Here is a 20,279-nt window from a genome sequence, read left to right on the forward strand (position 1 = left end):
CTTTGGCCCAAAATAGAAAGAAATGGATGGGTTGATTATTTGTTTACTTGTCGTAATCATTGCTTTACAGGTCTTTTTCCGTCCCCGGAAAGACCATTCGGACATCGCGGGCGAGCTGAAACGGTTGCTCGACGAAATGCAACGTTCATTTGAACGTATCGAAAAAAACTTTCGGGAAGATTTTCGTCTGAACCGGGAAGAAGGCCGTATCGTCGCCAGAGACAACCGGGAAGAGCTGACGCGCTCCATGAACGAATTCCGGGATGCTTTCGACCGGGGGATCGCTTCGTTCAACACCCTGCAACGGGAAAAGTTCGCCAACCTGGACGAACAACAACGCCTACTTGTCACTAACACAGAAAAAAGGCTGGAAGAAATCCGCCTGACCGTAGACGAGAAATTGCAAAAGACACTTAACGACCGGATCGGCCAATCCTTCCGGCTTGTGACGGAACAACTGGAAAGCGTACAGAAAGGACTTGGAGAAATGCAAACGCTGGCACAAGACGTAGGCGGCTTGAAACGTGTCCTCAGCAATGTAAAGACACGCGGCAACATCGGGGAAATCCAGTTAAGCATGCTTCTCGAACAAATCCTGGCACCGGAACAATACGAAGCGAACGTGCATACCCGCAAAGGATCGGATGCCGTCGTGGAATTTGCCGTCAAACTTCCGGGGCGTGACGACGTCCGCGAATTCGTATATCTGCCGATAGACGCAAAATTTCCCAAAGATGTCTACGAACAGCTGCTCGATGCATACGACCATGCCGATACACAGGCAATAGAGGCAGCCGGAAAGCTACTGGAGACAACCATTAAAAAAATGGCAAAAGATATTTCCGACAAGTATCTGGCTCCCCCCGCCACCACTGACTTCGGCATCATGTTCCTGCCTTTCGAAGGAATCTATGCGGAGGTAGTACGCCGTTCCTCCCTATTGGAAGAACTACAGCGCAACTATAAGGTGGTCGTCACCGGCCCGACAACACTTGCCGCCATCCTGAACAGCCTGCAAATGGGATTCCGTACACTCGCTATCCAGAAACACTCCGGCGAGGTATGGACCATCCTGGGAGCGGTAAAGAAAGAATTCGAGAAGGTAGGCGGCATGTTGGAAAAAGCACAGAAGAACTTGCAGACGGCCAGCGGGCAGATCGAAGAGGTGTTAGGGACACGCACACGCGTGATCCAGCGCAAACTGAAAGATGTAGACACCCTCAGCGACAGGGAGGCACGCGCTATCCTTCCGGAAATAGGTTCATTAACGGATGAAGAAGACGAAAACGGATTATGAAAAAGAGACAGATTCCACATACATACGCCATCATATTTTATATCATTCTTTTCTGTGCCGCCCTCACCTGGATCATTCTGGGTGGACAATACAAGGAAAGCATCAATGCAGCCGGGGAAAAAACGGTTGTCTACGAAGCGGTAGAACATGCTCCGCAGACCTGGCAGGTGTTCTCGGCTTTTTACAAAGGGTTTGTCGACAAGGCAGATATCATCGTCTTCATCCTGATCATCGGAGGAGCGTTCTGGATCGTCAACGACAGTAAGGCCTTCGATATCGGAACCGTCAGTTTCCTCGGCCGCGCCCGTAAAATGGAAAACAACCGCTTCTTGCGTAAGATCGGAGTGGAGAATTTCTTGCTGACGTCCATCATGCTACTATTCAGCATATTCGGGGCTGTCTTCGGGATGAGCGAAGAGACCATTGCATTTTGCTTAGTACTTGTCCCGATGGCGATCTCGATGGGGTATGACTCCATTACAGGTGTTTGCATGGTCTTTGTCGCCGCCGGATTAGGATTTGCCGGAGCGATATTGAACCCGTTTACAATCGGTATTGCACAAGGACTGGCCGGTATTCCGCTCTTTTCTGGAATCGAATACCGGATATTTTGCTGGATCGTAATCAACCTGATCGGTTTCGCCTGGATACTGCGTTATGCTGCTAAAGTAAAGAAAAATCCGAAAGCATCGTTAGTCTACGAAGAGGACCAGTATTGGCGGGACCTGCACAATAATAACTCGCTGGAAGTAAGCTATCACACGCCACGTACCGCCTGGATCAGTTTTGGTATATTGGCAGTCATACAAATCATTTTCGCAGCTTATTACCCTGCAACAACTTTACAAATCGGGAACAACATAATCAAAGGATTGCCTCTCCTTCCCATTCTAACGGTTGCTTTTATCTTGACTTCCCTGTTCGCCCTCCGCAAGACAGTCCATCTTTATATCCTGAACCTCCTCTTCTTCACGATTTTTTATCTGATCACGGGAGTGATGGGATATGGCTGGTATATCATGGAGATAGCCACCCTATTCTTCGCCCTCGGACTGGCAGCCGGCATCGCTAACAACCGGACTCCGAACGAATTGGTCAAACTGTTTCTCGACGGGTGCAAGGACATTATGAGCGCAGCTTTGGTAGTCGGCCTTGCTGGCGGTATTATCGTGGTACTGAAAGACGGGCTTGTCATCGACACCATTCTCTACAACTTGGCGAAAGGGATGGAAGGGCTCGGACAAGTGGCGACCGTCGGTATGATGTACGTGATCCAGACCTTGATCAACCTGATCATTCCTTCCGGAAGTGCCAAAGCGGCCCTGACCATGCCGATCATGGCTCCTTTCTCCGACTTGATCGGATTGTCAAAGCAAGCAACCGTGATGGCCTTCCAGTTCGGAGACGGATTCACCAATATGATCACCCCGACATCCGGAGTGCTGATCGCTGTTCTGGGTGTCAGCCGTATCCCCTACGATAAATGGTTTCGCTGGGCATGGAAATTCATATTGCTTCTGGTAATAGTCGGATTCCTGTTGCTCATTCCGACAGTATTGGTTCCGATGAACGGATTTTAATGGAGCGGAAGATCATACATATCGACATGGACGCATTCTACGCTTCTGTGGAACAGCGGGATAATCCGGAACTTCGCGGAATTCCGCTTGCAGTCGGCCACGCGGAGGAACGGGGTGTCGTAGCGGCAGCAAGCTACGAAGCCCGGAAGTTCGGCGTACGTTCCGCCATGTCGTCACAAAGGGCTAAACGTCTATGCCCGCAACTCACGTTTGTTTCCGGACGGATGGATGTCTATAAAGCGGTGTCCCGACAGATACACGAAATCTTCCACGAATATACGGACATTATCGAGCCGCTTTCACTGGACGAGGCGTTTCTGGATGTTACCGAGAATAAACAGAACATCCCGCTTGCCGTCGACATCGCCAAAGCAATCAAGCAAAAAATCCGGGAGGAGCTGCATCTGATTGCCTCGGCTGGGGTATCGTATAATAAGTTTTTAGCTAAAATCGCCTCTGACTACCGCAAGCCGGACGGACTGTGTACCATCCATCCGTCCCAAGCGGAAGAATTCATCAAACATCTGCCGATCGAATCCTTCTGGGGGATCGGCCCGGTCACCGCCCAACGGATGCACTCATTAGGCATCCATAACGGTGAACAGTTGAGAGCTTGTTCACACGAAATGCTCACCCGACAATTCGGAAAAGCGGGAGTTTTATATTATGAATTCTCAAGAGGGATAGACCTGCGCCCTGTCGAGGCCGTCCGAATCCGCAAATCCGTAGGCTGCGAACATACGCTTGAAAAAGACATTTCGCGGCAATCGTCCGTTATCATCGAATTATATCATGTTGCAACCGAACTGATCGAACGGTTGCAACGGACCGGTTTCAAAGGAAACACTCTTACTTTAAAGATTAAATTCCATGATTTCAACCAAAAGACAAGAAGTATCACCCAAAGCCACGAACTGACTACTTTAGCCGAAATACTACCTTTAGCCAAAGGGCTGTTGAAAGACATCGAATATACGACTCATCCGATTCGCCTGATCGGTCTTTCGATCTCCAACCCTTACGAGAAAAACGAAGAGAAAGCTCGCTGGGAACAACTCAGTTTCGAATTCAGTGACTGGGATTACTCCAAATAAGTATATCCATACAAGCCGGAACGATAGTTGGAAAGGAATTCCTTACCTTCTTCAACCGAAATCTTTCCTTCCTTTACGGACTTAGTTACCCAAGTTTCCAGCGTCCTCACCAGTTTTTTAGGATTATACTGAACATAATCGAGCACTTCGGCAACCGTTTCCCCGTCGATAACTTGCTCGATGTTGTAACCTTTTTCATCCACCGTTACATGCACGGCATTCGTATCGCCGAAAAGGTTGTGCATGTCTCCCAGAATTTCCTGATAAGCTCCCACCAGAAAGACACCGATATAATAAGCATCTTTTCCTTTCAGCGAATGTACCGGTAGATCATGAGAAACATTGCGTGTCGAAATAAAGTTGGCGATCTTGCCATCCGAATCGCAAGTTATGTCCTGCAAAGTCGCCGTCCGGTCAGGCCGTTCATCCAACCGCTGGATAGGCATGATCGGGAAAATCTGATCGATCGCCCAAGAGTCCGGCAAAGACTGGAAAAGCGAGAAATTACAGAAATACTTATCAGCCAACAGTTTGTCCAGCTTGCGAAACTCATCCGGTGCATGTTTCAGACCGGAGGCGATCTGGCTGATCTCGCGCGTCACAGACCAATACAAGCGCTCGATCTGGGCACGAGTCTTCAAATCGACAATACCATGACTGAACAAATCCAACGCCTCCTCGCGTATCTGCTGCGCATCGTGCCAGGCTTCCAGCATACGACTCTGGTTCAGCTTATCCCAAATCTCATACAGTTCATGCACAAGTTCATGGTCGGATTCACTCACTTCAAAGTCTTCATCCATTTCGGGAAGCGTAGCTGTTTCCAGCACCTCAAATATCAAAACGGAATGATGGGCAGTCAACGAACGCCCGCTCTCCGTTATGATATTTGGATGAGGGATGCCGTTCTTGTCACTGACATCGACCATTGTGGAAATAGAGTCATTCACATATTCCTGGATAGAATAATTGACACTGCTCTCGCTATTGGAAGAACGGGTACCGTCGTAATCGACTCCCAGCCCGCCGCCAATATCCACAAACTCGATATTGAAGCCCATCGCATGCAGCTGCACATAGAACTGCGATGCTTCGCGCAAAGCCGTTTTGATACGGCGTATCTTGGTCACCTGACTGCCGATATGGAAATGGATCAGCTTCAGGCAATCCGTCAAATCTTTCTTTTCCAAGAAATCAAGTGCTTCCAGTAGCTCGCTGGACGTCAAACCGAACTTGCTGGCATCCCCCCCGCTTTCTTCCCATTTGCCACTGCCGGAAGAGGCAAGTTTGATACGGATACCGATATTCGGACGGACATTCAGTTGCTTGGCCATCTTAGCGATCAAAGTCAGTTCGTTGATCTTCTCGACAACCAGAAAGATGCGTTTGCCCATTTTCTGTGCCAGCAAAGCCAGTTCGATATAACTCTCATCCTTGTAACCGTTACAGATAATCAAAGAATCCGAATCTGTATTGACCGCAATCACCGCATGGAGTTCCGGCTTTGAACCGGCTTCCAACCCTAAGTTGAACTTCTTGCCATGACCGATAATCTCTTCCACCACCGGACGCATCTGATTTACTTTAATAGGATAGATAATGAAATTCTGCGCCTTATAACCATATTCATCGGAAGCCTGCTTGAAACAGTTCGCTATCTTTTCAATACGGTTATCCAGAATATCTGGGAAACGGATCAGTACAGGAGCCTCCACATCCCGTAATTGCAGTTCGTCGACCAGCTCTCTCAGGTCTACACCGACGCCGTCTTTACGAGGAGTTACCACTACATGACCTTTGTCATTGATACCAAAGTACGAAGTACCCCAACCTGTGATGTTGTAGAGTTCTTCTGAGTCTTCAATACGCCATTTTCTCATTTCTTCTTCAGTGCAAAAAGTATGTACCTTTCAAAATTGTTGTAAATATAAGCAATTGATATACAATTACGGCAGATTTGATCAATAAAAATATCAGCCAACATCCAAACAAAGCATCCAAAGCATAAAAAAATACCCGGTAAACAATTAATATCTACCGGGTATTTTTTCAAATTATGTGATTCCGGAGCGATTCGAACGCTCGACCCACGCCTTAGAAGGGCGTTGCTCTATCCAGCTGAGCTACGGAACCATCCTTATTTGCGGTGCAAAGGTAGTAATATTATTTTAACAAGCAAATATTTCCGTTATTTTTCCTCCAAAATTCATAAGGATAGAGTCAACGGAAAAGCTATATTCACAAACATACCGTTTAGCATTTCGATATCGAAAGAGGGTTATTGCTATCAAACAGAATGTTAAAAAATATTAGCCTTGCGGGTAATTTTAATTAGAAGCCATACAAATTCAAATTTCATGGTATAACACTATCATTTTGATAATCGACAGATCGAATACAAAAGACTATTATCCTCCAAAATCAGAACGGATATCCCACGGCAAAATGCCAAGCGAAGTTACTGTGAAAATTCGGATGAAGGATGGCCCATTTCCTTTTGCCACTTTCCTGCGGATTATAGGCTTTCATACCGGTATCGAAGCGGATCAAGAAGAAATCGAAATCGAGACGGAGACCTAATCCGTATGAGACGGCAATCTCTTTGTAGAAACGGGAAAAATCGAAGTTGCCGTTCGGACGACTCTCATCTTTATGGAAAGTCCAGATATTACCGGCATCGATAAAAGCCGCCATCTCAAATTTCCAGAATAGCTTCGTCCGATATTCCAAATTCAGATCCAGACGGATATCACCGATCTGCTGGGCAAAGGACTTAACCGAATCGAGCGGCATGCTACCAGGACCGAGCGAACGGACGGACCAGCCGCGGACACTGTTTGCTCCTCCTGAGAAATAGCTGCGTTCGAACGGCAGCATCTTCGAGTTGCCATACGGATAGCCGACTCCGACACCGACGTGGAAAGCCAACTTGTTACGATTGTCCAACACAATGCTTTTGCTGAAATCGATATCCCCTTTCACAAACTGGGCATAATTAATCCCGAACAATTTATAGCGCCCTTCGTCATCCTTATCCGCACCGGTCAGGTGGGAAAGCCCGTACAGCAGGTTGCCCGCCATCTCGAAGGAGAAGCGAACGGAATGCGTATTCCTCAAACGATTCTGAGGATCATAATTATTAAAAGAATAAGTATAACCGGAACCGACGATAAACTGGTCGGTAAAATTGTAGAGCAAAGTAGATTCAGGCAACGAGTCTTTAAATGACTGGCTGATCTTCGGCAAATGCACATAGTCGATGTCCAACAACTTGAACACATGGCGCGCCTGCATATTACTCCGCTCCTGCCAGATATAATTCCATCCAGCAGAGACGATGGCTCTTTTGAACTCCGGACGTGTCTGTATGCTGTAACTCACCTTCAGTTCGGTCGTTGCACGAATCTTACGACGGAAATTCTCATGCAGGAAGGGAAACAGGAAACGGGGGAACAAGACAGACGCCTCCGTACCGAACTCCCAAAAGTTGTTTCCTTCCGACTGGTTGCCGGATAACGCCTCATAAGCACCGCGGACTTTAGCCGAGAAAACCTCCGACCCCTTGAACAAGTTCCGGTGCTGATAGTTCAAACTCGAAGCAAAACCAAAATCTCCTGCCGAGTTTGTCCCTTCCAAGTCGACCCCGAAACCTTGTAGTTTGGCAGGAGAAGTCAGGATCGTACAGTTGAGCTTCATCGTGTCGTTCTCTTCGACCTCCGAAAAACGGATATTCACATTACGCAAAGCACGCAGCGTAGCAAACGAAGAGTAGGTCTGCTCCACCGTCCGCTCGTTATACAAGCGTCCCGGCATGATATAATTGCTCTTGCGCAAGACTCCCGGACGGATGCTTCTGCCGTTCTTTCCGTACAGGATATCGATACCGCCGGTTCGGACCGTATCGTAAAGCATAGCATTGTTTTCTTCCAACGTCAACGGATCATAATCGGTCACAATCGAAACGTCTTTAATATAATACTGTCGATGTAATGTGTCGACCACCGTCCCGTCAGGCTTCTGCAAACGGTACGGTTTCAACAGCATATCCAAGTCTACAATATTCCGGTTCAAAGAGCTATCGGCAATATAAGACAGGTAATCCCGGTTGAAGGCATAATAACCACGCCGGCGGAGCAAAGTCGTAAGGCGCTGCCGTTCCTTATCCAGTACATCGCGGTCAAACAAGGCACTGTCTTTTATCAGGGAAGTATAATCGTCGGAATAAGTACGGAAAGCCGAAGCCAGTACGGAACGGTGAGGCGGTTTGAGCTTGGCGATGCTGTCGATCTTCGGATCGCTCAAATCCATCGAATAGTTATGGATGCGGTAAGGAGTGTTAGGGACGATCCTATAGGTCACGACAGCCTTTTTACTTCGCGAAGTATCGATAGAAGCCGAAACTTCAGCGTTCATATATCCTTTATTGATGAAGAAGCGTTTCAACTCGTCGACCGACTGCGTTACCAGCGTCGTATCCAAGATAACAGGCGCCTCTCCCATCCGACGAAGCTGCTTATTAATCCATTTCTTCTCATTCCGGCCCGACCAGTCGTACACGAACAACTGCCATTTCATCAGCCCAAAAGCCTTAAAGTTGGGTTGCTGGCGCAAATAAGGCTTCAAATCGCTGTTTTTATAAGTCTTGCCATCCGACACAATCTCCACTTTGTCCAGGAGGTATTCTCCCTCGCCCACATATTTTGTCGAGCTACAGGAGACTAACAGCAATAGGAAACAAATGAAATATAGTGTTTGGATTCCCTTCATCATTCAAGCTTTTACGCACGCAAAAATAGGAAGAAAAAATCATAAAGCGTGGTGCGCGACGAAAAACATTCTTGTCATATTGTCACGCCACACGTACCAACGTATCTTTGCACAAAAAATAACGTGAATTTGAATAAATCCCTGTACATTTGCACTTGAAAAAAGAGAATAAAGATGCTAAGTAAGGGGAAAGTCAAATACATCCATTCGTTGGAAATGAAGAAATATCGGAACGAACTGAATGCATTCGTTGCCGAAGGAAACAAGCTGGTAGCCGACATGATGTTTGCTTTCGAATGCGAACTGATTCTCGCCAAACCATCCTGGATGGCGATGCAGGGGAACATTCCGGCGAAAGAACTATTGGAAGCGGAAGACGAAGACATCCGTAAAGCCAGTTTCCTGAAAAACCCGCAGGATGTACTTGCCGTATTCAAACGTCCGGACTGGTCGATCGACGAAGCCGATCCTTCTTCCTCACTCGTTTTAGCATTGGACGGCATACAGGACCCCGGCAATCTCGGTACCATCATACGGCTTGCCGACTGGTTCGGCATCGAACATATCGTTTGCAGCCCCGACACCGCAGATGTTTTCAGCCCGAAGACCGTACAGGCCACAATGGGCGCACTGGCACACGTAAAAGTCCATTATACGGAATTGGAAGACTACTTGAAAGCCCAAGTGGCAAGGCAAATTCCGTTGTTCGGCACATTCCTCGACGGAGAAAATATGTACACAAAGGAATTATCGGCAAACGGAATTATCGTGATGGGGAATGAGGGAAACGGAATACGTCCGCAAATAGAAGAGCTGATTGATCAAAAACTTTACATTCCAAGCTTTCCACCCGAAAGAGAAACATCAGAGTCTCTGAATGTAGCCATCGCTACGGCTGTCATCTGCGCCGAATTTCGCCGTCGTCAGGGGAATGCCGCCCAATAACAGCACACAAACAGGCGAACCCGCTTCAATAATACCTGTAAAACCTCGACGTTCCAAGGCATCCGCCAACTGTTCTCCCGACAGCATATCAAAAGCGACCCGTTCCCGTACTTGACTCGGGATCACAAAGGGAGTATCAGAATAAAAATTCAGGTAATATCGCTTGTTCCCCTTCAATCTCGCATCAAGAGCGGGAATAGGCACAAGGATCAAGATGCCGTCATAAAACTCCGTACCCGCAATTTCCCCTTCCAAAGGGAAAACACCGGTTAGGATACCGCTATCGTCCAACTCGACATAGTGCATCCGGTAGAACTGTCTCCAATAGATATAATGGGAAGCGATCCGGCGCATAACACGATTTATTCCACTGCGGATATTTTTACGGCAGACGAATCTTTTGCCATATCAGTCAGACGGCCGTAATTATATTTCATGAGGTTCAGACTGTCCAGATAAACCTTGTAGTAGGAAGAATCGGCATTGTTCATAAAGATATACCCGTACACGCGTTTGACCTGCTTGGTCGGAACCGTCTTCAAAACGGTTTCGTGATAGCCATCGCGAAGCACCTTATCATTGACAGTCACGATCGTATCACCCTGGTCAGCGCTTATGCGTATTTCCGGTTTATAAGCCATCCCCTCGTTGATACCCCAGACATTCATGCCCAAGACAAACGAACTGCCGGACGAATAGTTCGTTTCCGGTTTGATATCGAACGTCACACCGTTAAACAAGGCATCGGGTTCCAATCTTAAAGAGGTACGGCGGGGCCAGATATCCACCGAATCCTGTTTGGAAACAGGAGCAGCCGAAGCCTGTACGTCGCCCAATGCTTTCTGCCGTTCATTCAGATCGGCCAGCACGCGGTCATACACTTTCATATAAATATCCAGATGCCGTCCATACCAAACGAGCGAACTGTCGTACTCGGCTTGTGTGATATCGTATTTGCGGAAGATGGACTGATATAGAGCCTCCTTACGGGCATTATCGGAAAACTCTTTGCTATCCAGGTTAATCATGGCTTCTGCCAATTGCATATCCACCTGTACTGCTTGCATTTTCTTTTCCGAAAGAATGCCGTCCGGCACTTTACTACAGGCGACCAGTAAGGTTCCCAGCAGCAAAACGACACCATATCTATGCAGTTTGTTCCGCATCAGTTCTTTTATTTTTCTTTTGAGAGACTTGTCGACAATGTGTGACGGTAGAACAGTAACAACAAAAAGACACCTACGCAGATCGCCGAATCGGCCAAATTAAAGATTGGACGGAAAAAGACAAACTCCTCCCCTCCCCATACTGGTACCCAGTCTGGCAACACCGTCTGTATCAAAGGGAAATAAAACATATCGACCACTTTTCCATGCAACCAACTGGCATAGCCGCCACCCTCCGGCATAAACGAGGCCACCTGTCCGAAGCTATGATCGAACACTACCCCATAGAATATGGAGTCGATGATATTTCCGATCGCTCCCGCAAAGATCAACGAGATACAAGCGATAAAGCCAAAGGTGTAATTCTGTTTCACCAGCTTATACAGATAATAACCGATAAAACCGACAGCAATAATACGGAATACCGACAAAAACAACTTACCGATCACTTCTATCCCGAAAGCCATTCCCGGATTCTCAGTGAAGTACAGATAAAACCACGGAGTGATTTCAATACTCTCATGCAACTGCATGTGAGTTTTAATCCATATTTTAAGAGCCTGGTCAAGAATAAGGAGCAGCATCACAATCAACGCTGCTCCCCAACCTTTGGAATATCTCATTTACTTGGCACCTCCCTGTTTAGCTTCGATACTCAACGTAGCGTGAGGCACTGCACGTAATCTTTCTTTCGGGATCAATTTACCGGTTTCGCGGCAAATACCGTAGGTTTTATTCTCAATCCGGATCAATGCAGCCTGCAAGTTCTGTATAAACTTCATCTGGCGCTGTGCCAAACGGCCAGCCTCTTCCTTCGATAAAGTCGCAGCGCCTTCCTCCAATACCTTAAACGTAGGAGACGTATCAGCGACATCATTGCCGTCAGAGTTAGTGACACCGGATCTCAACAGGTCATAATCTTTTTTTGCCTTCTCCAGCTTTTCCAATATTATGGCGCGGAACTCCTCGAGTTCGGCATCCGAATATCTTGTCTTTTCTGCCATAGTTTTAAAAAATTAATAATTAACGAATGAAAGAATGAAAAGATCAATGATGATTTTTCTTTCTCTTGGCCACAAATGTAAGCAATTCTTCCTTTCTTTCCCCCTTTCATTCTTTAATTCTTTCATTCTTTCATTCTTCAATTGAAAACACTCATGCTTTTTCAATCCGGACCGAAAGTTTGAAATCTTCGAAATCCAACTCGGTCGCATCGCTGATCACATCCGTAATTTCCACTGATACAGCCAACACCTGGTTTGCGATATACGAATTGAAGTCCTTGATCGCCTCATCCATCACATCGTTCGAAAGGACAGTGACGGATATCTTGTCGGTGATGTCGTAACCACTGCTCTTACGCAGGTTCTGGATGCGGTTTACCAACTCGCGCGCCAATCCTTCCTTACGGAGAGTTTCTGTTACGGTGATATCCAAAGCCACTGTCAGGCGGCCTTCGTTCGCAACCAGCCAGCCCGGTATGTCTTCGGAGATGATTTCAACGTCTGCACGTTCAATCACCGCCTCCTGACCTTCAACCGTCAGCGTGAATGTTCCGGCCTTCTCAAACGCATTGATTTCGTCCTGACTCATTGTCTGGATAGCGGCGGCCAACGCCTTCATGATCTTGCCATAACGCGGGCCTAACTTCTTAAAGTCCGGTTTGATCTTCTTCACCAGAATACCGGCAGCGTTATCGACAAACTTCAGTTCCTTCACATTGACCTCGTTCAGGATCAACGCTTTCACAGCTTCGATGCTTTCTTGCTGATGGGCATCCACAACCGGGACCATGATGGTCTGCAACGGCTGGCGCACCTTGATATTCACCTTGCGACGCAAAGCCAGCACCATAGAAGACACATCCTGCGCCATCTGCATACGTTCTTCCAGATTCTTGTCGATCAATGCCTCGTTGCAAACCGGGAATTCGGACAGGTGAACAGATTCAACCTTCTCACGTCCGGTAGCGGCAATCAGGTCGCAGAACAACTGGTCTGCATAGAACGGCGCGATCGGAGCCATCAGCTTGGCGACCGTTTCCAGACAGGTGTACAAAGTCTGGTAAGCAGACAACTTGTCGGTTGTCATGCCTCCGCCCCAGAAACGGCGGCGGTTCAAACGCACGTACCAGTTACTCAGATTGTCGTTTACAAAATCAGAGATCGCACGTCCGGCGCGTGTCGGTTCGTATGTATCCAAGAATCCATCCACATCCTTCACCAGCGAATTCAGCAACGACAGAATCCAGCGGTCGATTTCGGGACGCTCTTTCCAGTCTACATCCGGTTCGGAATAATCGAAACCGTCTACATTCGCATACAAAGCGAAGAACGAATAGGTATTATATAATGTACCGAAGAATTTGCGGCGAACTTCTTCGATACCATCGATATCAAATTTGATGTTATCCCACGGAGACGCATTTGTAATCATGTACCAGCGCAAAGGATCGGAACCATACTGCTCGATCGTGGCGAACGGATCGACAGCGTTGCCCAGACGTTTGGACATCTTATTGCCATTCTTGTCCAGTACCAGTCCGTTCGAAACGACAGCTTTATACGACACACTGTCGAACACCATCGTAGCGAGCGCATGCAAAGTGAAGAACCATCCGCGTGTCTGGTCGACACCCTCGGCAATAAAGTCGGCCGGATACACCTTGCGGTCGTCGAAGATTTCCTTGTTCTCGAACGGATAATGAATCTGTGCATAAGGCATCGCACCGGAATCGAACCATACGTCGATCAAGTCGGTCTCGCGCTTCATCGGCTTACCGCTTTCGGAAACCAGGATCACATCATCCACATACGGACGGTGAAGGTCGATCTTTTCGTAGTTTTCCTTTGTATATTCACCCGGCTGGAATTTCAGTTCCTTATACGGGTTGGACTCCATCAGCCCAGCTTTTACGGATTTCTCAATTTCATTGTACAGTTCTTCAACCGAACCGATACAGATTTCTTCCGCCCCGTCTTCGGTACGCCAGATAGGCAACGGCGTTCCCCAGTAGCGGCTACGGCTCAAGTTCCAGTCCTGCAAGTTTTCCAACCATTTGCCGAAACGTCCCGTTCCGGTGCTCTGCGGTTTCCAGTTGATCGTATTGTTCAGTTCGATCATCCGTTCGCGACAAGCGGTTGTGCGGATAAACCAGCTATCCAGCGGATAGTACAACACAGGTTTGTCCGTACGCCAACAGTGCGGATAGTTGTGGACATGCTTCTCAATGCGGAACACACGGTTCTGCGCTTTCAGCATCATGCAGATTTCGATATCCAGCGTTTCGTCTTTCTCTCCCTTTGTCGCATCGTAAGCGTTCTTCACGAACTTGCCCTGCCACGGATCATAGTCGGCAGCATTCATATGCTCCTGAACATACTCGGGATCGAGGTCTTCCAGCAGATAGAATTTACCTGTCATATCGACCATCGGACGGCGGTTCCCGTCTTTGTCGATCATCATCAAAGGAGGTACGCCGCTTGCTTTTGCCACACGGTCGTCATCCGCACCGAAAGTCGGAGCGATATGTACGATACCCGTACCATCTTCCACCGTCACATAGTCACCGGTGATTACCCGGAAAGCACCTTCTCCCGGATTGACCCACGGGATCAGCTGCTCGTAATGCATGCCGGCCAGTTCCGGTCCTTTCCATTCGCCGACCACTTTGAACGGCACCAGTTTATCGCCCGGTTTATAATCGGTCAGAGCCAGATCGGCGGCTTTCGGATTGAAATACACATTCAACAAGTCCTTAGCCAAAACAGCCGTCATCGGCATACCTGTATATGGATTATAGGTCTGAACAGCCACATAAGTGAAATTCGGACCCACACAAAGAGCCGTGTTGGAAGGCAAAGTCCACGGAGTAGTGGTCCATGCCAAGAAGAACGGTTCGCCAAATCCCGCCATCTCCGGTTTCGGATCAAGAATGCGGAACTGAGCCGTACAAGTCGTATCCTTCACGTCGCGATAACACCCCGGTTGGTTCAACTCGTGCGAGCTAAGCCCCGTTCCGGCGGCCGGCGAATACGGCTGGATCGTGTACCCTTTGTAAAGCAAACCTTTCTTATACAGTTCCTTCAGCAAGTACCACAATGTTTCGATATAACGGTTATCGTAAGTGATATACGGGTTTTCAAGGTCGACCCAATATCCCATCTTCTGTGTCAGATCCGTCCATTCCTTCGTAAACTTCATCACGTCACGGCGGCAGGCGGCATTATATTCGGCCACAGAGATCTTTTTGCCGATATCTTCCTTGGTTATACCCAATGTTTTTTCGACTCCCAGCTCTACCGGCAGCCCGTGTGTATCCCATCCCGCCTTACGATTGACAAGATACCCCTTCATGGTCTTATAACGGCAGAAAATATCCTTAATCGAACGGGCAATCACATGGTGAATACCGGGCATACCGTTTGCAGAAGGAGGACCTTCATAAAATACAAACGAGGGATGTCCTTCGCGGATTTCAAGACTCTTATGGAAGATGTCGCCATCCTGCCATTTCTTCAGCACCTCTTTATTGACGTTCGATAAGTCAAATTTCGAGTATTCGGCAAATTTCTTACTCATATGTGTTATATTTATCTATCTTCTCAAAAATTGCCGCAAAGGTAGTGATTTAATTCGAATTAGGCAATATGGAAACAGCAAGGTCTCAAATCTCTCCTGACGTATTTTCCAGTGCCATCAATAATGCCACCACTTCCGAATAATTCTTCCGGCCGGAGGGGATGTTGTTTCCTTTCAGGAACCAGTTGTAAGCGATACTTTGGATTTCACCTATGAGCGGGCTGTACAACTCTTCCCAATAAGCGACTTTACGGTTGTAAAGCTCTTTTATTTCGGGAGAGATCGTGTTTTTCCACCGGATAAATTCTTCCTCCGGCAGGAGCTGATATGCGTTGCTCAGCACATATGGCAACAAGGCGAAGTAAGCTGAAAAACGGATTTCCGGCACTTCCGAGCGGGAACAGACCAGAAAACCGTACAGATTCGCTTCCGCCTCGCTGGATATCCCCAACACATGCGCCATTTCGTGCGCATAAGTAAACGGATACTGGACAGGCAGCAATTCCGGATTCAGGTTATATTCAGTAAAAAACGGCCCCATATATCCCAAAACACCCACACCGCTCATCAGCGAAGGGAACAACATCGGCTTCGGATGCAGATATCCGGCAGGAGCAACCAGTCCGAATCGTCCGGCAATTTCCCGGTATCCCCTTTCGGATTCCTTCGCAACAACCGCTTTGTCGACCTCCTCAACCGGGACAAAAGAAGCATTCAAAGCATCCGTGTAAGCAGACAGGAAAGAACGGAATGCATCGGCCGAATAAGCCGCATACGGAAGCTGTGTCCGGGTAAAGAAATCCTGCCGGAAATAATTCAGTCCCCATGCCATATAGAACCAGACATACACCCACAACAGATATTCGACTGTCCGCCCTGCTAACGTCTTCCACGAACATTTGCCAGCAATAGCACAGCCCACATAAACAAGCAAACCGACAATACTACCATATATTAGGCAATCGCCCACCGAAAAAGGGAAAAGAGATGAGAAACGGGACAGGACAGCCGATACATACGGATAGATATTCCGGGCATACGCCTCTCCTGCTCCCGGCGAACGCATGGTGAACCAGATAGCGACTAAAAGGAGAGACAAGATTATCCGGCGTATGTATTTCAATTCGATATGTTTTTATTCAATAATTTCTTCGTTTCCGTTTCCGACAGATTCCGGCGGCGGGCGTAATCCTTCATCTGTTCCTCGTCGATAGTACCGATCATGAAATATTGCGAATCCGGGTGTGCGATATAAATACCGCTGACCGTCGCCGTCGGGTACATCGCACCGTTTTCCGTCAGCCGGACGCCGATCTGTGACATATCCAACAACTTATCCAGCGTATAGTTCAAAAGCTGGTCCGGCAATGAAGGATAGCCGACAGCCGGACGTATTCCCTGATATTTCACTTTGTACAGGTCGGAGATGGAAAGCGACTCATCCGGAGCATACCCCCAATATTCCTTACGGACCTTTTCATGGAGATATTCGGCTGTAGCCTCGGCCAGACGGTCGGTCAAAGTTTGCAGCAACATGGAATTATAGGTGTCTCCTTCCCGCTCGAACCGCTCTTTCAGAGATTCGGCACCGACACCGGCCGTCACCACAAAAGCGCCGACATAATCCGTACGCCCTTCCGATACCGGCATCACATAATCGGCCAACGACTTATAAATTCCCTCCTCCCTCTTCGCCTGTTGACGCAAAACCGGAAGCAGGACCTCACCCATACGGATATTATCCCCGTCGCCATTTGCCGGGAAGAAACCATAAATCGCCTTGCAATACTCGGCTTTCATCTCAACCAGGCGGTCCAACAGCTTAACAGTATCCTTGTACAACTGCATAGCCTCCGACGCCTTCGCCCGGTCTGCCTCCGGGAATTCGGCCAGCCAGGCGGCACGACAAGCATCGCAATCGTGGATCCGCGTAATTTCCGAAAAACGCCCGTTCAGTTTCCAGGCACTGAAAAAGAAGGTCCAATGAATATATGGGATTATTTCTTCCAGAGGAATATAAGGAATCACCTGCACCCCGCCCCGGGCCGGGACAACCGGACTGTAAGAAGCCCAGTCGATCTCCGGACGATTCGTCCGGGCTTCCGCCAACGGAACCAAGATCTCTTTTTTCTTGTTCATGGAAGCACGCAGAGCCTCATACTCACTGTTCAACTGGGCAATATAAGCATCCCGCGTATCCGGGTTCAACAGTTTGGCCGCAATCAACGGGTTTTGCGAAGCATCCAGCACATGAATGACAGGATAGTCATAATGAGGAGCGATCTTAATGGCCGTATGCAACTTCGAAGTCGTGGCGCCCCCCACCATTATGGGAATACTCAAGCCGGCTTTCTGCATCTCGTCCGTCACATGCACCATCTCTTCGAGCGAAGGCGTGATCAGACCGGAAAGACAGACCAGATCAGGCTTCTCTTCGATTGCCTTTTTTACGATCACGTCTGCCGGAACCATCACTCCCAAATCGATCACCTCATAATTGTTGCAAGCCAGGACGATCGAAACAATATTCTTTCCGATGTCATGCACATCACCTTTCACTGTCGCAAACAGGACCTTTCCAGCCTTAGCAGAATCAGAAGAGACCTTTTCCGCCTCAATTGCCGGTTGCAGGATAGCAACCGCCTTTTTCATCGTACGGGCAGTCTTGACAACCTGCGGTAGAAACATTTTTCCAGCGCCGAACAATTCGCCCACCTTATTCATTCCACCCATCAGCGGTCCGTCGATAATATCCACCGCACGAGGATATTCCTTCAAGGCTTCCTTTAAATCTTCTTCCAGATGATCGCCGACTCCTTTTATCAGAGCGTTTTCCAGACGCTCCTTCAACGGATATTCACGCCAGGCTTCCAGCTTTTCTTCTTCCCTCTCCTGCGCTTTTACATGCAGGTTCTGGGCATATTCGATCAGTTCTTCAGCGGCTTCCGGACGGCGTGCCAGAATAACGTCTTCCAGCAATGTTCGAAAAACAGGCTCGATATCTTCATAGAGTACGGACGACGACGGGTTCACGATCCCCATATCCATACCTTTGTTAATCGCATGATACAGGAATACGGAATGCATAGCCTCCCGCACGTAATTATTTCCCCGGAAAGAGAAGGAAAGGTTGCTGATACCGCCGCTCACCTTCGCGCCCGGCAGGTTCTTCTTGATCCATTCCACGGCACGGATAAAATCAAGCCCATATCCGTTATGTTCTTCCATACCGGTGGCGATAGCCAATACATTCGGATCGAAAATGATTCCGTTCGGATCAAAATCCACTTTCTCCCGGAGGAGACGGTAAGCACGTCCGCACACCTCGATCTTCCGTTCAAACGTGTCGGCCTGTCCTTTTTCATCAAAAGCCATTACGACCGTAGCCGCACCCAACTGTTTAATACGGGCGGCATGTTGCAGGAAGAGCTCTTCACCTTCTTTCAAAGAAATCGAATTCACTATGCTTTTACCCTGTACGCACATCAAGCCTTTCTCGATCACCTCCCATTTGGAAGAGTCGATCATCACAGGGACACGAGAAATATCAGGTTCGGCAGCGATCAAGTTCAGGAACGTCGTCATTTCTTTCACAGCATCCAACATTCCATCGTCCATATTGATATCAATCACCTGCGCGCCGTCTTCCACCTGTTTGCGGGCAATTGTCAAAGCCTCTTCATAATTTTCTTCCTTGATCAGTCGCAAGAACTTGCGTGAACCGGCCACATTACATCGTTCGCCGACATTCACGAAATTATTCTCCGGCTTCACTTCGAGCAGTTCCAAACCGGACAACCAAAGACAATCGGGCTTCGGAGCCGGCACATGCGGCCTGGCCCCTTTCACCAGTTCGGGATATTTGGCGATATGGGCCGGCGTCGTACCGCAACAGCCTCCCAAGATATTCACCAGCCCTTCCTCGATAAAGGGTTTTACATGAACAGCCATCTTTTCCGGCGTCTCGTCATAAGAGCCGAAACTGTTCGGCAGACCGGCATTCGGATAAGCACTTATATAATAAGGAGCATGTTTTGCCAATTCAGCCAGGTAAGGCTTCATATCGGCAGCACCGAACGAGCAGTTCAGACCGACACTGACAATATTGGCATGCCCGACAGAAGCCAAAAACGCAAGCAACGTCTGCCCCGAAAACGTACGTCCCCCCTGGGCCGACAACGTCAGAGAAAGCATAATCGGCAAATCTTTGCCTTTTTCCTTCAACACAGTCTCGGCAGCTTCCAGCCCGGCTTTCACATTCAGCGTGTCGAAAGTCGTTTCAAACAGGACGATATCCACGCCCCCGTCTACCAAGGCATCCACCTGTTCCTTATAGGCGTCATACAAATCCATATAGGTGACAGCCCGATAAGCCGGATCGCTCACGTCGGGACTCATCGAGGCCGTCTTATTGGTCGGTCCGATAGAGCCGGCTACAAAGATCGTTCGATCCGGATGTTCCGCCATAAAGCCGTCGGCCACCTCGCGCGCCAACTTTCCGGCAGCCAAGTTGATATTCCTTACCTGTTCCTGCATGCCGTAGTCCTCCATCGAGATGGCATTTGCATTGAAAGTGTTGGTAGCAAAAATATCGGCACCGGCATCCAGATACTGGCGATGGATCGATTTGATCACATCCGGTCGGGTGATACACAGCAGGTCGTTATTTCCTTTCAGGTCGCCCGGCCAATCGGCAAACTGTTCTCCGCGATAATCTTTCTCGGTCAGTTTAAATCCCTGGACCATCGTCCCCATTCCCCCGTCCAGAATCAAAATACGTTCTTTCAGGGCGTTCAAAAACATCTCTTTATCCATGTTATGATTTATGATTTATAATTTATGATTTATG

General features: G+C 48.2%; 13 protein-coding genes and 1 tRNA gene. 4 read left to right on the forward strand and 10 right to left on the reverse strand.

What is annotated here, in order from left to right:
* Positions 1-22 precede the first annotated feature (22 nt).
* From NQ564_RS10325 to dinB, 3 genes are read left to right on the forward strand one after another with little or no spacing between them, the layout of a single operon-like run.
* Positions 23-1,297, forward strand: coding sequence for a DNA recombination protein RmuC (locus tag NQ564_RS10325; protein WP_008150863.1), 1,275 nt, complete (start codon positions 23-25; stop codon positions 1,295-1,297).
* Positions 1,294-2,877 carry a YfcC family protein gene (locus tag NQ564_RS10330; RefSeq protein ID WP_008150865.1) on the forward strand — a complete coding sequence of 528 codons (1,584 nt, stop codon included), beginning with the start codon at positions 1,294-1,296 and terminating at the stop codon, positions 2,875-2,877. The genes NQ564_RS10325 and NQ564_RS10330 overlap by 4 nt, the downstream gene beginning before the upstream one ends.
* Entirely contained in the window at positions 2,877-3,971 is a 1,095-nt protein-coding gene (gene dinB, locus NQ564_RS10335; RefSeq protein WP_008150866.1) for a DNA polymerase IV, read from the forward strand. The genes NQ564_RS10330 and dinB overlap by 1 nt, the downstream gene beginning before the upstream one ends.
* Here dinB and speA read toward each other — a convergent pair.
* The 3 genes from speA to tamL form a co-directional block, all read right to left on the reverse strand.
* Complete coding sequence (gene speA / locus NQ564_RS10340) at positions 3,959-5,851, reverse strand: biosynthetic arginine decarboxylase (protein WP_008150868.1); 1,893 nt, start codon at positions 5,849-5,851, stop codon at positions 3,959-3,961. The genes dinB and speA overlap by 13 nt on opposite strands.
* A gap of 179 nt (positions 5,852-6,030) precedes the next feature.
* Positions 6,031-6,104, reverse strand: a tRNA-Arg gene (locus tag NQ564_RS10345).
* Between the two features lie 288 nt (positions 6,105-6,392).
* Positions 6,393-8,741, reverse strand: coding sequence for a translocation and assembly module lipoprotein TamL (tamL, locus tag NQ564_RS10350; RefSeq protein WP_008150874.1), 2,349 nt, complete (start codon positions 8,739-8,741; stop codon positions 6,393-6,395).
* A 171-nt stretch (positions 8,742-8,912) separates the two neighbouring features.
* On the opposite strand from tamL, the gene NQ564_RS10355 reads away from it, so the two are divergent.
* Positions 8,913-9,683, forward strand: a complete 771-nt coding sequence (locus tag NQ564_RS10355) for an RNA methyltransferase (RefSeq protein WP_008150877.1) — start codon at positions 8,913-8,915, stop codon at positions 9,681-9,683.
* Here NQ564_RS10355 and NQ564_RS10360 read toward each other — a convergent pair.
* From NQ564_RS10360 to metH, 7 genes are all read right to left on the reverse strand, one after another.
* A complete protein-coding gene (locus tag NQ564_RS10360; protein WP_081450222.1) occupies positions 9,603-10,037 on the reverse strand; it encodes a hypothetical protein in 435 nt (144 codons plus the stop codon). The genes NQ564_RS10355 and NQ564_RS10360 overlap by 81 nt on opposite strands.
* 8 nt (positions 10,038-10,045) lie before the next feature.
* Positions 10,046-10,849, reverse strand: a complete 804-nt coding sequence (locus NQ564_RS10365; protein WP_008150879.1) for a DUF4296 domain-containing protein — start codon at positions 10,847-10,849, stop codon at positions 10,046-10,048.
* Positions 10,850-10,857: 8 nt separating this feature from the next.
* Positions 10,858-11,472 (reverse strand): lipoprotein signal peptidase, encoded by a 615-nt coding sequence (locus tag NQ564_RS10370; RefSeq protein WP_008150881.1) that lies wholly within the window; start codon positions 11,470-11,472, stop codon positions 10,858-10,860.
* The gene (locus tag NQ564_RS10375) at positions 11,473-11,853 is read right to left on the reverse strand and encodes a TraR/DksA family transcriptional regulator (RefSeq protein WP_005641525.1); all 381 of its coding nucleotides are present in this window, start codon (positions 11,851-11,853) and stop codon (positions 11,473-11,475) included. It abuts the gene before it with no gap.
* Between the two features lie 151 nt (positions 11,854-12,004).
* Positions 12,005-15,430 carry an isoleucine--tRNA ligase gene (ileS, locus tag NQ564_RS10380; protein ID WP_008155109.1) on the reverse strand — a complete coding sequence of 1,142 codons (3,426 nt, stop codon included), beginning with the start codon at positions 15,428-15,430 and terminating at the stop codon, positions 12,005-12,007.
* Positions 15,431-15,515: 85 nt separating this feature from the next.
* Positions 15,516-16,553, reverse strand: coding sequence for a DUF3810 domain-containing protein (locus tag NQ564_RS10385; protein ID WP_008155107.1), 1,038 nt, complete (start codon positions 16,551-16,553; stop codon positions 15,516-15,518).
* Positions 16,550-20,245, reverse strand: a complete 3,696-nt coding sequence (gene metH, locus NQ564_RS10390) for a methionine synthase (RefSeq protein WP_008150888.1) — start codon at positions 20,243-20,245, stop codon at positions 16,550-16,552. Before metH ends, NQ564_RS10385 begins: the two co-directional genes overlap by 4 nt.
* Positions 20,246-20,279: the final 34 nt, after the last annotated feature.

Origin of the sequence: Parabacteroides johnsonii DSM 18315 (assembly GCF_025151045.1) — a bacterium.
GTDB classification, from domain to species: Bacteria; Bacteroidota; Bacteroidia; order Bacteroidales; family Tannerellaceae; genus Parabacteroides; species Parabacteroides johnsonii.